This is a genomic window from uncultured Halomonas sp. (assembly GCF_947501415.1).
In the GTDB taxonomy this organism is placed as follows: domain Bacteria; phylum Pseudomonadota; class Gammaproteobacteria; order Pseudomonadales; family Halomonadaceae; genus Halomonas.
Genome location: NZ_CANMVL010000014.1, coordinates 40311 through 56118, shown reverse-complemented (window position 1 = coordinate 56118; position 15808 = coordinate 40311). Strand labels below are relative to the sequence as shown.

Here is a 15808-nt window from a genome sequence, read left to right as displayed (position 1 = left end):
GTTCGAGGTTCGAGGTTCGAGGAGAGAGGGGCGGGGTTCGCCCCCTATTGCCTGAGCCAGTTATGCAGCTTGATCAGCAGCAGGGCGCCATCGCCGAGCTCTCGGCGCTCGGCGACCAGCTCCGCGAGGAGGGCGGGACGGTCGGTGATGATGGCGTCCACGCCCATGTCGATCAGCTGCGACATGCGTGAACGATTGTTGGTGGTCCAGGCGTGGAGCTCGTAGCCATAACGCTTCGCCAGGTTGACCTCCTGCTCGTCGATGCGGTTGTGGCGCAGGCCCAGGGCATCCAGACTTCGACGCTCCAGACTGCCGGGCAGGATCAGCTGGGCCAGCAGGGTCACCCGCAGTTCGGGGTGGCGCGTCTCGATCATCCGCGCCAGGCTTGGCGATGTGGTGGCCAGGCGGATCTCGGCCGTGATGTCGGGGTTGCCGCAGATAGGCTCCGCCCCGCTCATCTTCGCCGTTCCCGTTACCCTGTCGGCCAGGCAGCGATAGCGCGCCGCCTGCTCCTGCCTCAGCTCATCGACCACCGCATCGACCAGGGCCTGTTCCCGAGCAGGGTCGGTCTTCAGGTCGATCATCAGGCCGCTGCGGCCGCGTACCGCAGCCAGTGCTTCATCCAGGCCGGGAATGGTCTCGCCCACGAAGGGGTCGCCGAACCAGCTGCCAACATCGACATTGGCCAGGGTCTCGCGCTCGAGCTCGCCGATCCGCCGAGGGTCGCCGGTCAGGCGCTGCAGACTGCTGTCGTGGTAGATCACCACCTGGTGATCGAGGGTCAGGCGTACGTCGAGCTCGACCATGTCGGCGCCATCGTCCAGGGCGCGGTGAATCGCCGGCAGGGTGTTTTCGGGGGCGTCCAGGGAGCTGCCGCGATGGGCGATCACGGTCACCTCGTCCTGCAGCGTGAAGCTGTTGACGATCAACCAGGCCTGCCACACGGCGAAGAGCACCACGCCCAGCTCCACCATCCAGGCCAGGCGGCCGGGATGGGCATCGGCGGGAGGCGGTGCGGGACGCGCCTCGCGGTGGGTCAGGCGAAGATAGAGACACGTCGAGAGCAGCGCGTTGGCGGCGATGCCGGCGAAGGTGATCGCCAGGGTCACCAGCACATAGGCGGTCAGATAGGCCAGGGTGGCCGGGATCAGCACGGCGTTGCGCTCCGGCAGCCACCACAGCAGAGGGGTAATCAGCCAGTCGAAGGCGAGGGTGACCAGGATCGGCAGGATCAGGATCAGTGCCAGCAGGGCAAGGGTGATCACGGCGATGGTGCGCCGCTTCCCGTGCGTCAGGCGGGCGCTGTGCAGCAGGGCGCGACGCGGCGAGAGGGCCTCCAGTGCCACCAGCGGCAGGGCCAGGATCCAGCGCACATAGAGGCAGGCGGCGAGCCATGCCCAGGCCGCCACCAGGGGAAGTCCCAGGGCGAGGAACTGCCAGAGCGCCGGCGGTCTCACACGCTGCACATAATAGGGGTCGAGGCCGCCAAGCAGGGCGCCATGCAGCCAGACCAGGGCGAGGGCGACCGGCAGTATCAGCAGCAGGTGGGTCCCGACCTGAATGACGACCAGCCCGGCCAGCGCCGGCAGGCGATGCAGGGACCACCACAACGCCTCGAAGGCCAGGCGCACATGGCGGTCGCGGGGGCGGGCCGCCACCAGGATCATCCCCGCCTGCTGCAGGTAGAGCACCAGGAAGGTAAGCCCGGTGGCCGCCAGTAGCCATAGGACGCCCGCCGGGCTCAGCAGCAGGTCGAGCAGCTCGGCGCCGCTGATCACCGTGCGCCCGAAGCGACCCACGAGACTGGTCAGGCTCCAGGCCACGGCTGGCAGCAGCAGGCTGGAGGCCAGCAGGGTAAAGAACAGGTGGTAGGCCACCAGCGGGCGCAGATGGTCTCTCAGGCTGCGCAGGAGGTCTCGGCTCAGGCTGGTGAGCGCCAGCATGTCAGGCTCCGGACGTTCGTCGAGAGGGTATCAGTCGAGGGGCAGGCGCTCGTCGGCGACCAGGATGCCGTTGTTGTCGGCGTAGAGCCACTGGCCGGGGGTGAGGGTGACGCCGGCGAAGGTCACCGGGACATCGCGCCGCCCTTCACCGTGCTTCTCGCTTCTGCGCGGGTGGGCACCGAGTGCCTGAACGCCGAGGTCGATCTCAGCGAGCACATCGACATCACGCACGCAGCCATACAGGATCACGCCGCTCCAGCCGTTACCGGCCGCCTGTTCGGCCAGCATATCGCCGAGCATGGCGCAGCGCTGAGAGCCGCCGCCATCCACCACCAGCACGGCGCCTTCGCCGGGTTCGGCCACGGCCTGCTTGACCAGGGAGTTGTCCTCGAAGCACTTGACGGTACGAATCGGGCCACAGAAGGCCTCGCGGCCACCGAAGTTGATAAACAGCGGGTCGAGGGCGCGCACCTCGGGATGGGCGTCGCAGATATCCGGAGTGACGATCTGGCTCACGGCTGGGCTCCTTGCTTGATGAGGGAGTCTCGATGATGCCATACCGACCGCCCGAATATCATCGCTCGAAAGCGTGGCCGTTACAGGGCTTTCGCAGATAGCTTGGCAACTCGGTAGCCCGAGCCCGGGGCTGATCTGGCGACAAGCCTCCTAGGAGGCGCTGTAAATACCTCCCTGTACGCTACCTCGGCCGTCCCTGGTCCTCGGACCTCCTCTTCGGCTTGCCCCCAGCGCCCCTCGATTCCTGCTACTGCGAAAGCCCTGGGACGCATGGTGGTATCGGCTATGACACAATAAGAGAATAAATGCGGCCAGGCTGAGAGCGTCGAAGGGCGAGGAGCGTGATCATGGGTGACAAGGGTAAGGCTGAACAACGGATTCCGGTGGGGATCAGCGCCTGTCTGACGGGGGAGGAGGTACGCTACAACGGGGGCCACAAGCGATCACGCTACTGTCTGGAGGTGCTCGGTGAGCGTTTCGCGTTCGAGCCCTTCTGCCCCGAGCTCGAGGCGGGACTGGGCGTGCCGCGTGAGCCCATCCGCATGGTTGGCCTCGAGGGAGAGGAGCCGCGTGTGGTGGGCACGCGTGACCCCGAGCTGGATGTCACCGAGCGGCTCACCAGCGTGAGTCGCGAGTTTATCGCCCGCCACCGGCATCTGCGTGGCTTTATCCTAATGAAGGGCTCACCGAGCTGCGGCCTGGAGCGGGTCAAGGTCTACCGTCCCGACAATGGCATGCCCAGCCACTCGGATGCCGGCGCCTTCGTGCGCGAGCTTCGCCGTCACTTCCCGGAATTGCCTCTGGAGGAGGAGGCGCGCATGAACGACGCCGTGCTGCGCGAGAACTTCATCACCCGCGTCTACGCCTACGACGACTGGAAGCGCCATCTGGAGGTCGCCCCCAGCTATCATGAGCTGCTGCAGTTCCATAGCCGTCAGAAGTATCTGTTGATGGCCCACGACGTGGAGGCCTATCGGGAGCTGGGGCGCTATCTGGCCGACGCCAGCAAGCAGCCTCTCGAGGCGTCGTTGGCGCACTACCTGGAGCGTTTCATGACGGCTCTGGCGAAACCCGCCACCCGCAAGACCCATACCAATGCGCTGATGCATGTCTTCGGCTACCTCAAGAGGGCGGTGGATGGGGAGACCAAGCAGGACCTGCTGACCGCCATCGATGACTACCGGCAGGGACATGTGCATCTGGCGGTGCCGATTCGCCTGCTCAGCCACTATCTGAAGCGGCATGGCTCCGACTATATCCGTGCCCAGACCTACCTGAACCCGCACCCCTACGAGCTGGGGTTGCGCAATACCATCTGATCCTCGACCCGCCCCGGGAGAACCTGTGTCCGATCCGTGGAGTCCGGCCCGGCGCCTCGAGCGCCTGACCGAGCTGCTCGCCACTTGGCGACCGCTATGGCACCCGCTGCCGTTTCAACACCCAGGGCTACCCTGGCCAGCCGAGTGGTCCGCCATGGCCGAGGCGCTGCTGGCGCTCTCCGATGCCGAGGCGGCGCGCCTCCAGGAGACGCCCTTCATTGATTCGCCCCTGGCCGACTGGTTGCCGGTGGCGGAGCTCGAGGCGCTGACTCGCCTGCCGCGGCTATCGGCAGAGGGGGAGGGGCTGCCGGAGCGCTGGGCGGCGCATATGGGGGGGCGCAAGTGGCGCCAGGTTCAGGCCTTCCTGCCCAGGGTGCGCCTGCGCCAGGAGGAGTCGCCGCTCGAGTGGTGCGCCGGCAAGGGGCATCTGGCCCGGACCCTGGCGCGTCACCACGGCGTCGAGGTCACGGCGCTGGAGTGGGATGCCACCCTGTGCAGGAGCGGCGCTGCGCTGGCCGACGCCCAGAATGCGCCGGTGGTGCTGGCCCGACAGGATGTCATGGCGCCGGGCGTCGAGCGCTGGCTGGCGTCGAATACCCACGCCTGTGCGCTGCACGCCTGCGGGGATCTGCATCGCCGCCTGCTGGAGCGGGTCGTGGACGCCGGGTGTGCGGTGACGCTGGCGCCATGCTGCTATCAGCGCACCGCCGATGCCTGGTATCGGCCGCTTTCGCGCCTCGGCGCCGACGGCATGGCGCGCTTCCGGCTTGCACTCTCCCGGGATGATCTGTCCATGGCGGTTCAGGAGACGGTTACCGCTCCTCGACATGACCGGCGTCATCGCCGGCGGGCGGGAGCCTGGCGGCTTGGTTTCGACCATTTGCAGCGCGAGGTTCGCGGCATCGACGACTATCTGCCGGTGCCGAGCCTGGCCTATGGCCGCATGCCGGTGACCTTCGAGGCGTTCTGTCGTTGGGCCGCGAGCCGCAAGGGTATCACGCTGCCCGGTGGCATCGACTGGGCCGCCCATGAGGCGTGGGGGCAGCGCCGCCAGCGGGAGGTGACGTGCCTGGAGCTGGTGCGTCACCTGTTTCGGCGCCCCCTGGAAATCTGGCTGGCGCTGGACCGCCTGGTCTTCCTCGAGGAGGCCGGCTACGACGCCGAGCTTGGCACCTTCTGCGAGCGCGAGCTTACGCCGCGTAACCTGCTGATCCGGGCGCGGCGCCCGCGCCCGTATTGAGCGGCGGTCGAGGCGACGTCAAGGAGTCATGGGGTCATCTGGGGTTGGGTGGCGTGAGGTATCGCCGGCTGAGTCTTCCGATGCGGCCGCGCTCGGCCCGGCAGGGGCCGGAAAAGTGTCGCCCCGAGCCTCAAGCCAGGCCGCGAAGTAGTCGTTGATGCGCGTCAGGGTGCGTGCATACCAGGCCTCATCCTTGGTGATCGCGTGTTCGGCGTTGAGCGGATGTGTGGGGATATGCAGGCGCATGTCCACGCCGCTGACCGGATGGCGACCGACCCGGACGGCCGCTGATTCACGCGCCGGCCCGTAGGGAATTCGCCGAGCCAGGGCGGCGAGCCGCTCGGTGGAGGTGGCGAAGCGGATAAAGTCGCGGGCCGTCTGGGTATGGCGGGCATGGCGGGGAACCACCCAGGTCTCGTGCTCCTGAACCTGGCCGTCCCAGAGTATCTCGATGGGCGCGCCTCGCTGGACCATGGCATCGAAGAAGCGCCCGTTGTAGCCCGACGCCATGACCACCTGTCCATGGGCGAGCAGCTCCACGGGCGCCTCGCCCTCTTCCCACCAGTGGATGGTGTCCAGCTTGTTTAGCCGCTCGAAGGCAAGGTTCAGGCCCCGTGGGGTGCTGAGCAGTCGATAGAGTTCCTGGCGGGGGACACCGCTGGCGAGCAGTGCCCACTCGAGATTGACCGCCGGCGTGCGCTGCAGGGCCCGGGGGCCTGGAAAGCGCTGTTGGTCGAAGAGGTCGGCGATGCGAGAGGGGCGCCGTCCCGGAAAGGCGTCGAGGCGATAGGCTACCACCGTGGCAAACAGCGTATGGGTGAGAGCGCAGGCGCCGATGGCACCCGGGATAAAGTCCCGTTCGGCAGAGGTGCCGTCCGGGGCCGGGACAGGTAGGCCCGGCGGCAGAGGCTGCAGCAGGCCCTCGTCACAGGCGGCCATGGCCTCGCTGCGGGTCATGTCGATCACATCCCAGGGCGACTCACCGGTGGTGACGGCGCGGCGCAGCTCGTCCAGTCCGCCGGCGTAGCGCGCCACCTCGATCTCAATCCCGCTCTGCTCGGTGAAAGGGGTGAACAGGGCCTCTCGCTGGGCGCGCTCGTAGGCGCCGCCCCAGCTAAGCACCCGCAGGGGCTCGGCCGAGACCAGAGGGCCCGAGGCCATCAGCACCCATAGCGACACTAGTGCCGCCAGAAGGGCAGCCGTCGGCCTATCCATGGCCATGCTCCTCGCGGCGCAGTGTATCGCTCTGGTCCAGGTAGGCGTGGGCGATAGTGACCTCGTAGACCACCCCGCAGAAGACGCCGTCGTCGACCACGGCCAGGGCCTCGCCGGAGACCTTCTCGAGCAGCGCCATCGCCGCCCATAGCGTGGTGTCGGGGCTCAGTATCGGTCGCGTCATGTCCAGACACTCCCTGGCCTGCCGGGGTGGGGACTCCTCCTGTCTTGCCGCCTCCAGATCGGCCAGCGTCACGCAGCCGTGAAAGTGCCCCCGGTCATCCACCAGGTAAGCCTCGGCGTGGTGCTGCCGGGCAATGCCGACGATGGCCTCGTCCAGCGATGCCCCGGGGGAGAGGCTGACACACTCCTGAGTCAGGTAGTCGCTTACCCGCGTGTCCATCAGCAGGGCCTGGTCACGCCCCGAGGAGAGGTCCAGGCCACGTTCGCGTAGCTGAATGTCGAACAGCGAACGTCCAAACAGCTGAGCGGCGATGGGGCTGGCCAGGGTCACGCTGGCCAGGGCCGCGGTGGTCAGGGCGTAATTGCCGGTCAGCTCGAAGACGATCAGCAGGCTGGTCAGCGGGGCGCCGATGACCGGGGCGGTGACGGCGACCATGCCACAGACCGCATAGAAGACGAAGGTCTCCTGGGAGATGCCGGTCAGACTGGCCGTCAGGGTGCCGCAGAGGGCGCCGAACAGCATGCCGACCACCAAGGCAGGGCTGAACACTCCACCGCTGAAGCCCATGCCCAGACAGAGGGCGGTAGCCGCCACCTTCAGGCCCAGCACCAGCAGCAGCTCGCCGCTGCCGAAGGCCCCGGCGATGGTGGCGAAGCGCAGGGTCTCCTGGCCCATGCCGAGAATATCGGGCACCCAGAGTGCCGCCACGCCCAGCAGGGCACCCGCCAGGGCCGGCTGCAGTGCCGGGCGCAGCGGGAGTTGCCGGGCGAATCGACCGACGCCGAGAATGGCATGCATATAGCCCCCAGCCAGCAGGGCGCCCAGCCCGCCGATGGCGACAAACAGGGCGAACTCCCAGGCCTGGGGGACCACGGTCTCGGCGACATGAAAGAGGGCGCCCTGGGCCAGTGCCTGGGTGGCGATTACATGGCCGACGAGGGCCGCGGCGGCGACGGGTGCGAAGGCTCTCAGTGCATAGTGGCGCAGCACCACCTCATGGGCGAAGACAATGCCCGCCAGCGGCGCATTGAAGGCGGTGGCAATCGCCGCGGCCACCCCACAGGCGATGGTGATATTGTCGTCGGAGCGACTCAGGCGCAGCACCCGAGCGCCCAGGGAGCCGAGGCTGGCCCCCAGGTGCACCAGCGGGCCGTACTGGCCTACCGAGGCGCCGGCACCCAGGGAGAGCAGGGCGGTAAAGGCGGAGACAGCCCCGGCCTTGAGCGGCAGTCGGCCGCGGCGCGTCTGGACGGCGGCGATGGCATCGGTAGGCGTGTGAGGGCGCCGTTCGGGAAGGAGCTGGTGCAGGTGGCCGACGATCAGTCCGCCCAGGGCGGGTACGATCACGGTGGTGAGCGTCAGCCACTCCGGCCAGGCAAACATCATGCGGCTGCGTGGCGAGATCAGCAGTATCTCGTTGAGCCACAGCACGCCGCGCACGAAACCGGCGGCAAACAGCGCCGCCACGCCACCCACCGTGGCGCCCAGTACCACCAGTCCCAGGAAGCGCAGCATCGACACAAGGCCGCGCAGCGTGGGTGGATCATGGATCTCCATATCCAAGGTGTAGGCGCCAGGGGCATGGAGGTCCAGCCGGGGCTTATGGCGAGATCTGCCCCGGGCTACCGAGCTGCCAAGCTATCTGTGTTAGCCCGGTGATAGATCCCTTATGGGTGGACGGTTACGCCGTGGCGAAGCGCTGGTGCAGCCAGGCGTTGATATCGTCGGACTCGTAGAGCCACTCGACCTCACCATCGGAATGGGCGATACGCAGGCAGGGAACCTTGACGCGGCCACCGTTCTCGGCGAGTTCGCGGCGATGCTGCTGGTCGAACTGGGCGTCGCGGGTCTCGATGGGCAGAGCGAGGCGGGCGAGCTCCTTGCGTACCTTGACGCAGAAGGGGCAGGTGCGGAACTGGTAAAGAGCAAGGTCTTCACAGGCGCGATCGACCTCGGCCTGCTCCTCCGGTGAGCGCGACACGGCCTTGGGGGTCGTGAGCTTTTCGGAAATCAGCACGATCGGTGCCAGCACCAGGCGCAGGCCGCGGAAGAACAGGCGAATCAGGGGGCGCATTGGGTCTCGATATCCTCGTTGGTTCTCTGGGGGGCGGCCATGATGCCATGCCCCCCGGTGAGCGGCCAGCTGGGGTTGGAGCGCATCAGTTGGAGCGCATCAGTTGGAGCGCATCCGTCAGAGCGCATCAATGGGGAAGCGGGCGAGGATCTCGCGGGCTTCGCCATTGCGCTTGATCGTCAGTGGCAGCAGGGTGCCGGGCGCCTGGCGGCTGACCCGAGCGATCAGCTCGCCGGGAGCCACGACCTCCCTGCCGGCGGCGGCCGTGATGATATCGCCCTCGCGCAGGCCGCTGTCGGCCGCCACGCTGTCGGCCTCGACTCGGGCGACCCGCACCCCCGCTTCGTCGGGCAGAATCAGCACGCCCAGGCGCAGTGGAGCCGCCGGCTCGTACGGTGACTCGTCGCCGAGGCCGAACAGTACATCGGCGACCCCTTCGGAAGGCGGGCAGTCGTGCCGTGTCGACCAGGCCAGCAGCGTGCGATGTGAGTCGAGCCCAAGGTCCTCGAGCTGGTGAGGAACTCCGTGATCGTGCTTGAGATGCCCCTCGCCGATCAGGCCGACGACCAGCGGCACCTGTTCGGCGGCGCTGGCGAGGCCTTCGGCCATGGCGCGATCCCAGACCAGCTGGGCGTCGATAAAGCGCTCGAGTCCTCCCGGGGTATCGAGTTCGCTGGGGTGGCTGGCGTATAGCTCGGTGAGGAGGCTGACATAGTCGGGGGGTGGCGTGGCAGGCGGGGTCAGGCCGTGACGCTCTTCCGATGCCACTTTCTCCCAGCCCTGTGTGCTTAGCCGCCGGCGCAACTCGGGGGTGACGTTCAGCGCGACCAGCGGGATACGGTTCATGCGTGCAAAGTGCAGGATCGGCAGGTAGAGGTCGGGGTCATAGCCCCAGGCCTCGTGCCAGTCGCTGGTGGAGAGGAAGGCCGCCTCATTCAGCTCTCCGGCCACCCAGGCATCCAGCGCCGGCTGGGCCTTGCGCGGTAGCATCTCGAGACCGATCGCCATCGCGGGCTGGTGGGCGTGCAGCGCCGCCAGGGTATGCAGTTGCCAGCGGTGGTGGGCCAGACGCTCATGCTGTTCGCCGAGCAGCACGACCCGCTGGGAGGCGAGCTCGCGCATCAGGGCGTCGGCGGGTACGGCAACACCACCGCGTTGCCACTCCCCCGGTCGAGGACATTCGCCGGCCATGCAAATGGCAGGCAGGCCACCCAGGATCAGGGCAAGAAAAGGGGCGGCAAGCAGATGACGGCATAACATGGCGTCTCCTCTGGGGCAGGGGTATATCGAGGGGTTACCATACCCCAGGCCAGGAAGCGTCGCGATCATGCCCTGATGGGCGCCATCAGGCGAAGTGCCAGGGGGGAGGTGAACGGCTAGTAATCGTAGCGATTCGCGTTATCCTGTTGTGTGTTGTGACGTACAGCTTGCATTGCGCCTCGCCACCTGTTCAGGAGCTATTCGTGCCAAAACTCTCTCGTCGACTCGCCTCCCTGCTGGGGCTCACGCTGATGCTGTTGACTCTCCCCAGCCTTGCCGATTCACGCTTGAACGTGGTGGCCACCACCGGCATGATCGCCGACGTCGTGCGGGAAATAGGCGGCGAGCGGGTCGAGGTGACGGGGCTGATGGGCCCCGGGGTCGACCCGCACTTGTACCGCCAGACGCGCAGCGATGTGGTCGCCATGAGTCGCGCCGATGCGGTGTTCTGGAACGGTCTCTATCTCGAGGCGCAGCTGGCCGAGCTGTTGGGCCGGCTGGCCCAGCGCAGTCCCGTCTTTGCCGTGGGCGAGGCGGTACCCAAGGAGGAACGGCTCGCCCATGAGGACTACGTTGACCAGCCCGACCCCCATATCTGGATGGACCCGAGTCGTTGGCGTCATGCGGTCGTCGCCGTGCGCGATGCGCTGATCGAGCTGGACCCTGAAGCCACCGAGGAGTTCGAGGCCCGCACCGAGGCGTATCTGGAGGAGCTCGAGGCGCTGGACGCCTATGCGCATGAGGTGCTGGACACCATTCCGGCGTCATCCCGCGTGCTGGTCACCGCCCACGATGCCTTCGGTTACTTCGGCGAGGCCTATGCGCTGGAGGTGATGGGCATTCAGGGCTTCTCCACCGAAAGCGAGGCGGGACTCTCGCGCATCGAGAACCTGGTCGATCTGCTGGTCAAGCGTGAAATCGGCGCCATCTTCGTCGAGACCTCGGTCTCGGAGCGCAGCATCCGCGCACTGATCGAAGGGGCGGCCGCCGTGGGTCACGAGGTGCGCATCGGTGGCGAGCTATTCTCCGATGCCATGGGGCCCGAGGGAACCTACGAAGGCAGCTGGCTGGGCATGCTCGACCACAACGTGACCACCATCGCCCGCGCCCTGCAGGGCAGTGCGCCGGAGCTGGGCTGGCAGGGGCGTCTGGGCAGGGATGCCTCTCACACCATCGAGGAGGAGTAATCCATGCCCGATTCGCGTCTCGGCAAGGAGGTGATCGCTAGTCCCCTGGCGATTCAGGGGCTCACGGTCAGCTACGATCATCGCCCGGTGGTGCACTCGGTGGATTTTGTCACCCCGCCGGGCAGCATGAGCGCCATCATCGGGCCCAATGGCGCCGGCAAGTCGACGTTGCTCAAGGCGGCGCTGGGCATCACCCGACGACTCTCCGGCGAGGTGCGTGTCTTCGGTCGCCCTCTCGACCAGGAGACCCGCCACCTGGCCTTCGTGCCCCAGCGCTCCAGTGTCGACTGGGACTTCCCGGCGCGCGTCATCGATGTGGTGGGCATGGGACTCTATCGCGATCTGCGCTGGTGGCAGTTCGGCTCTCGACAGTTACGCCTGCGCGCCATGGAGAGCCTGGCACGGGTCGGCATGGAGGGTTTCGCCGACCGGCAGATTGGTCAGCTCTCGGGAGGCCAGCAGCAACGGGTGTTTCTGGCCCGGGCCCTGGTCCAGGAGGCCGATCTGACCATCCTCGATGAGCCCTTCGCCGGGGTCGATGCCGCGACCGAGGCGGCCATCATCCAGGTGCTCAAGTCGTTGCGAGACGAGGGGCGAACCCTGCTCTGCGTGCATCACGATCTAGCCACGGTGCGCGACTACTTCGATCATGTGCTGCTGATGAATGTGCGCCGCATCGCCGCCGGTTCGGTCGACGAGGCCTTTACCGAAGAGAATCTACAGGCCACCTACGGCGGCCGGCTCAGTCCGGTGCAGCTGGCACGACTCATCGAGACGCCAAGCGGCGGACACAAGGCGAAAGAGGGAAAATGGTGATGGAAACCTGGTGGCGGGCACTCACTTTCACCCTGGGCTACAACACCAGCCTGGTGACAGTGGGCGCCATGCTGCTGGCCGCGGCGGCCGGCATGGTGGGTAGCTTCGTCCTGCTGCGCAAGCGTGCCCTGGTCAGCGATGCCATCAGCCATGCGACATTGCCGGGGTTGGCTTTGGCCTTTCTGGTCATGGGCCTGTGGCAGGGAGATGGCCGGGTGCTGCCGGTGCTGCTTGGCGGTGCCGCCGGAAGCGCTGCCCTGGGGTTGTGGTTGGTGCAGCGTATCGGGGAGCGTACTCGACTCGGAGAGGACGCCGCCATCGGTGCCGTGCTCTCGACCTTCTTCGCCTTCGGGGTGGTGCTGATCACCGTGATCCAGACCCTCTCGGTACGTGGCCAGTCGGGCCTGACCAGTTATCTGGTAGGGGCCACCGCCGGCATGCTCTACTCCGAAGCGCTGCTGATCGCCGCCTGCGCCCTGGGTCTGCTGCTGGCCCTGATGGTGTGGCGGCGTGACTTTCTGCTGCTCTGTTTCGATCCGGCCTTCGCCCGCACCCAGGGGTTCAATACCGGCAGGCTCGATCTGCTGTTGCTGCTGCTGCTGATGGCGGTCGTGGTGATCGGTCTCAAGGTCACCGGGCTGATCCTGATCGTGGCACTGACCATTATTCCTCCGGTCGCGGCGCGTTTCTGGACCGACCAGCCCATGCGCATGGTGGCCCTTGCCGCACTGCTCGGCGCCCTGGCAGGCTATCTCGGGGTGACGCTCTCCAGCGTGCGCGAAGGGCTGCCCACCGGTCCGCTGATCGTGCTTTCCGCCTTCGGCCTGTTTTTGATCTCCTTTCTGTTCTCACCGCGTCGCGGGGTGCTGGCCTCCCTGCTCGCCTATCAGCGTCTGCGACGGCGTGTGCACCTGCGCCAGGGGCTGCTTGCCCTGGAGCGTGATGAGCCGATCTTCGATGGGCTGACGCTGAAGCTGTTGCGCCGCCGCGGCCTGGTGCGTCGCGATGGGGTCGCCACCCCGGCGGGCGAGGCGGCGGCACGCGACGCCGAGCATGAGGAGCGGCTATGGGCCCTCTATCGGCGCCGCTATCCGGATGATGCCCTGCATCGGGAGCATGCCGGACTGACGCCGATCGGCCAGGTGCTTTCGGTGGACGCCATCATGGCTCTGGAGGCGGAGCTGCCCCCCGCGGAGGTGACACGATGAATGAGTTCATGATGTTCAGCCTGGTGCCGCTGACAATCGCGATCATCATCTCGATGACCTGTGCGCTGCTCGGCAACTTTCTGGTGCTGCGCCGGCAGAGCCTGATCGGCGATGCCATCAGCCATGTGGCACTGCCCGGGATCGTGGTCAGTTTCCTGATTACCGGCACCCTGGCCTCGCTGGCCATGATGCTGGGCGCCGGGGTGGCTGCCCTGGTGACGGTGGCACTGATCGAGCTGATTCGCCGCCTGGGGCGAGTGGAGGGGACGGCCGCCATGGGCGTGGTCTTCACCAGCCTGTTTGCCGTCGGCGTGCTGCTGCTGGAGTGGCATGGCGCCGCTGGGGTACACCTGGACGTCGAGCATGCCCTCTACGGTAACCTGGAGAGCCTGATCTGGTTCGATGGGGTTAGCCTTGCCGCGCTGTTCGATCCGCAGGCGCTGGCCGATCTTCCCCCCCAGCTGGGCCGGGCCGCCTGGGTCGGCCTGGTGGTGGTGATCTTCGTGGTAGTGATGCGCCGACCGCTGGTGCTGGCCAGTTTCGACCCCGACTTCGCCGCCAGCATGCGCACCCGTCCGGCGCTGGTCGACCTGATGCTGGTGACCCTGGTGGCGGTGGCCGCCATCGCTGCGTTCGAGGCGGTGGGCTCGATCATCGTGATCGCCATGTTCATCTGTCCGGCCGCCGCCGCGCGGCTGATGACCAACCGCCTTGGCGTGCAGATCGTCTGGAGTCAGGTCTTCGCCCTGTTGGCTGCGGTAGGGGGCTATCTGCTGGCCGGTGAGGCGCCGCGCTGGTTGGGCTTCGATACGTCGCTCAGTGCCGCCGGCATGATCGCCAGCCTGGCAGGTTTGATCCTGCTTGCCGCCTGCCTGTTCGGCCCCTGCCGCGCCCGAACGGGGGCGGCGCATCAGGATTGAATCGACCGCGGAAGGGTAGACGGTACGTAGTGCATCGGGTGTACTGACAATAGCCTGGCCGTGGATGGCCGGGCCGTGGAGGCTCACGACGGTAGGGAGGGACCGACATGACGCGCACTTTCTCGCGCTGCTTGCCCCCATGGCGCCGGGTATTGCCGGCACCGATGCCGGTGCTTTTTTGGGTATTGATGTCGCTGGCACTGCTGCTGGCGGGCCCGGTACCGGTCCAGTCCTCTCAGCATGAGGATGGGCCCTGGTTCACCCTCGAGACGCTCAACAGCGGTCTCGGCGAGCCGCCCGAGAAGGTGCGGCGCCAGACACCCCGCGAGGCGCTGCGCAGCTTTCTTACCCTGAGTGGCAAGGGGGATTTCGAGGCGGCGGCGCATCTGCTCAATCTCACCGAGTTGCCGGCCCAGGAGCAGGCCACCCGGGGCAGTGAACTGGCCCGCCAGCTTGCCTCGGTGCTGCAGCGGGGCGACTGGCTGCAACCCTCGGACCTCTCCAGTCGACGCGATGCCATGGTCGAGGACATGTCCGGCAAGCACCCCCTGGCCGGCCAGGCACGCCGCAACCTTCTGCTGACCTCGCTGGAGGCCGATGGCGAGTCCCACGCGATTCGCATCGCCCGCTATCAAGCCGGCGATCAGGAGCCAGTGTGGTTGATCACCCCCGACACCCTGGCGTTTATCCCCGTCCTCTATAAGGCCTACGGGCCCTCATGGCTAGAGCGGCATATTCCCGAGCCGTTCCAGCGTTCGCTGGGCATGCTGCGGTTATGGGAGTGGCTGGCGATTCCGCTCTTTCTGACGCTGATCGGCCTGCTGGGGTGGGCCGTGTACCGCCTCACCTCGGCCATGGCGGGCTGGTTACCGGCCGGTAGCCTGGCGAAGCGTTTCGTTGCCCGAGTACCGGTACCGGTGACCTTTATCGCCATGTCGCTGATGGCCCAGGTGCTGCTGGGCACCGTGGTCTCCTTCTCCGGTGTGGCGACCGCCGGCTTCCGTATCCTGCTTATCGTGATCATGGCCTGGGGCATGGGACTCGCCGCCCTGCGCCTGGTCGACGCCTTCCTGCAGAGGATGACCCAGCGCCTGGTGGGCGAGATCGATGACACCCGCCACCGAGATGAACGCAAGCTGCTGACTTCCCTCTATGCCCTCAGGCGCGGCATCATCCTGATCACGGTCATCGCCGTGACGGTCTATATCCTGGCGGAGATCAACCTGTTCGGTACCCTCGGTCTGTCGCTGCTTGCCTCGGCCAGTGTCCTGACGGTGCTGGTGGGCATCGCCGGCCAGGCCGTGCTGGGCAATATCCTCTCCTCCTTCCAGCTGTCGCTGGCCAAGCCGATCCGGATGGGGGATCTGGTGGTGTTCGAGGGGCAGTGGTGCTATGTCGAGGGCATCTTCTATACCTTTATTCGTCTACGGGGCTGGGACGAGCGGCGTCTGATCGTGCCGGTCAAGCACTTCGTCTCTCAGCCCTTCTATAACCTCTCCGCCAAGGATGCACGTCTCTATCGCCAGCTGGCGCTTACCCTGCACATCAGTGCCGATATCGAGTGCCTGCGGCAACGCTTTCAGGAGCTGGCCGAGCAGGAGCCCGACGTGATCGAGCCGGACAAGCTGTGCTGCTACGCGACGGCCCAGAACGAGGCAACGATCGAGGTGCGTTGCTACATGATGACGCGAGAGCCCATGGGAGGGTGGGTCGCCGAGGCTCGGCTGCGCGAGAAGCTGCTGGCCTTCATTCGCGACGAGCACCCCGAGTGGTGGCCCCGGGAGGTGGTGGCCGTCAGCCGCCGCGATGTGACCATTGCCGAGGGCGGCGAGGCATCATTCGACTCGAGCCAGGCGGGTGAGGGGCACTCTGGCTCGTCATGAATCCTCACACCGATACGCCCCACACCGATAATACTCCTTAGCC

At 66.8% G+C, this 15808-nt stretch carries 13 protein-coding genes; 7 read left to right on the top strand and 6 right to left on the bottom strand.

Features of this window, described 5'->3' with window-relative positions; genetic code table 11:
- Positions 1-44 precede the first annotated feature (44 nt).
- Both Q0894_RS11350 and rraA read right to left on the bottom strand, forming a co-directional pair.
- Positions 45-1943: a glycerophosphodiester phosphodiesterase family protein gene (locus Q0894_RS11350; protein WP_132042597.1), complete on the bottom strand. Its 1899-nt coding sequence runs from the start codon at positions 1941-1943 to the stop codon at positions 45-47.
- Between the two features lie 30 nt (positions 1944-1973).
- Entirely contained in the window at positions 1974-2501 is a 528-nt protein-coding gene (rraA, locus tag Q0894_RS11345) for a ribonuclease E activity regulator RraA (protein WP_299235349.1), read from the bottom strand.
- A 305-nt stretch (positions 2502-2806) separates the two neighbouring features.
- On the opposite strand from rraA, the gene Q0894_RS11340 reads away from it, so the two are divergent.
- Both Q0894_RS11340 and Q0894_RS11335 read left to right on the top strand, forming a co-directional pair.
- Complete coding sequence (locus Q0894_RS11340) at positions 2807-3778, top strand: DUF523 and DUF1722 domain-containing protein (protein WP_299235346.1); 972 nt, start codon at positions 2807-2809, stop codon at positions 3776-3778.
- 25 nt (positions 3779-3803) lie between these two features.
- Entirely contained in the window at positions 3804-5018 is a 1215-nt protein-coding gene (locus Q0894_RS11335) for a methyltransferase (protein ID WP_299235343.1), read from the top strand.
- A gap of 18 nt (positions 5019-5036) precedes the next feature.
- On the opposite strand, the gene Q0894_RS11330 is transcribed toward Q0894_RS11335, so the two are convergent.
- The 4 genes from Q0894_RS11330 to Q0894_RS11315 all read right to left on the bottom strand — a co-directional run bounded on the left by Q0894_RS11330 (position 5037) and on the right by Q0894_RS11315 (position 9751).
- The gene (locus Q0894_RS11330; RefSeq protein WP_299235340.1) at positions 5037-6233 is read right to left on the bottom strand and encodes an extracellular solute-binding protein; all 1197 of its coding nucleotides are present in this window, start codon (positions 6231-6233) and stop codon (positions 5037-5039) included.
- A complete protein-coding gene (locus tag Q0894_RS11325; RefSeq protein WP_299235446.1) occupies positions 6226-7974 on the bottom strand; it encodes a chloride channel protein in 1749 nt (582 codons plus the stop codon). The genes Q0894_RS11330 and Q0894_RS11325 overlap by 8 nt, the downstream gene beginning before the upstream one ends.
- Positions 7975-8098: 124 nt before the next feature.
- Positions 8099-8491, bottom strand: coding sequence for a glutaredoxin (locus Q0894_RS11320; protein WP_299235338.1), 393 nt, complete (start codon positions 8489-8491; stop codon positions 8099-8101).
- Between the two features lie 117 nt (positions 8492-8608).
- Positions 8609-9751: a ChaN family lipoprotein gene (locus tag Q0894_RS11315; RefSeq protein ID WP_299235335.1), complete on the bottom strand. Its 1143-nt coding sequence runs from the start codon at positions 9749-9751 to the stop codon at positions 8609-8611.
- A 203-nt stretch (positions 9752-9954) separates the two neighbouring features.
- Between Q0894_RS11315 and Q0894_RS11310 the strand changes: the two genes are divergently transcribed.
- From Q0894_RS11310 to Q0894_RS11290, 5 genes are all read left to right on the top strand, one after another.
- A complete protein-coding gene (locus tag Q0894_RS11310; protein WP_299235332.1) occupies positions 9955-10938 on the top strand; it encodes a zinc ABC transporter substrate-binding protein in 984 nt (327 codons plus the stop codon).
- 3 nt (positions 10939-10941) lie between these two features.
- Positions 10942-11754: a metal ABC transporter ATP-binding protein gene (locus Q0894_RS11305; protein ID WP_299235329.1), complete on the top strand. Its 813-nt coding sequence runs from the start codon at positions 10942-10944 to the stop codon at positions 11752-11754.
- Entirely contained in the window at positions 11754-12962 is a 1209-nt protein-coding gene (locus tag Q0894_RS11300) for a metal ABC transporter permease (protein WP_132042703.1), read from the top strand. Before Q0894_RS11305 ends, Q0894_RS11300 begins: the two co-directional genes overlap by 1 nt.
- The gene (locus Q0894_RS11295) at positions 12959-13882 is read left to right on the top strand and encodes a metal ABC transporter permease (protein WP_299235324.1); all 924 of its coding nucleotides are present in this window, start codon (positions 12959-12961) and stop codon (positions 13880-13882) included. Before Q0894_RS11300 ends, Q0894_RS11295 begins: the two co-directional genes overlap by 4 nt.
- A 107-nt stretch (positions 13883-13989) precedes the next feature.
- Positions 13990-15765 carry a mechanosensitive ion channel domain-containing protein gene (locus tag Q0894_RS11290; RefSeq protein WP_299235322.1) on the top strand — a complete coding sequence of 592 codons (1776 nt, stop codon included), beginning with the start codon at positions 13990-13992 and terminating at the stop codon, positions 15763-15765.
- Positions 15766-15808 lie beyond the last annotated feature (43 nt).

Excerpts from the sequence above, each read along its gene's own strand:
- Q0894_RS11350 (WP_132042597.1), bottom strand. The coding sequence starts at position 1,943 with ATGCTGGCGCTCACCAGCCTGAGCCGAGACCTCCTGCGCAGCCTGAGA.
- rraA (WP_299235349.1), bottom strand. The coding sequence starts at position 2,501 with ATGGCATCATCGAGACTCCCTCATCAAGCAAGGAGCCCAGCCGTGAGC.
- Q0894_RS11340 (WP_299235346.1), top strand. The coding sequence starts at position 2,807 with ATGGGTGACAAGGGTAAGGCTGAACAACGGATTCCGGTGGGGATCAGC.
- Q0894_RS11330 (WP_299235340.1), bottom strand. The coding sequence starts at position 6,233 with ATGGATAGGCCGACGGCTGCCCTTCTGGCGGCACTAGTGTCGCTATGG.
- Q0894_RS11325 (WP_299235446.1), bottom strand. The coding sequence starts at position 7,974 with ATGGAGATCCATGATCCACCCACGCTGCGCGGCCTTGTGTCGATGCTG.
- Q0894_RS11320 (WP_299235338.1), bottom strand. The coding sequence starts at position 8,491 with ATGCGCCCCCTGATTCGCCTGTTCTTCCGCGGCCTGCGCCTGGTGCTG.
- Q0894_RS11315 (WP_299235335.1), bottom strand. The coding sequence starts at position 9,751 with ATGTTATGCCGTCATCTGCTTGCCGCCCCTTTTCTTGCCCTGATCCTG.
- Q0894_RS11305 (WP_299235329.1), top strand. The coding sequence starts at position 10,942 with ATGCCCGATTCGCGTCTCGGCAAGGAGGTGATCGCTAGTCCCCTGGCG.
- Q0894_RS11300 (WP_132042703.1), top strand. The coding sequence starts at position 11,754 with ATGGAAACCTGGTGGCGGGCACTCACTTTCACCCTGGGCTACAACACC.
- Q0894_RS11295 (WP_299235324.1), top strand. The coding sequence starts at position 12,959 with ATGAATGAGTTCATGATGTTCAGCCTGGTGCCGCTGACAATCGCGATC.
- Q0894_RS11290 (WP_299235322.1), top strand. The coding sequence starts at position 13,990 with ATGACGCGCACTTTCTCGCGCTGCTTGCCCCCATGGCGCCGGGTATTG.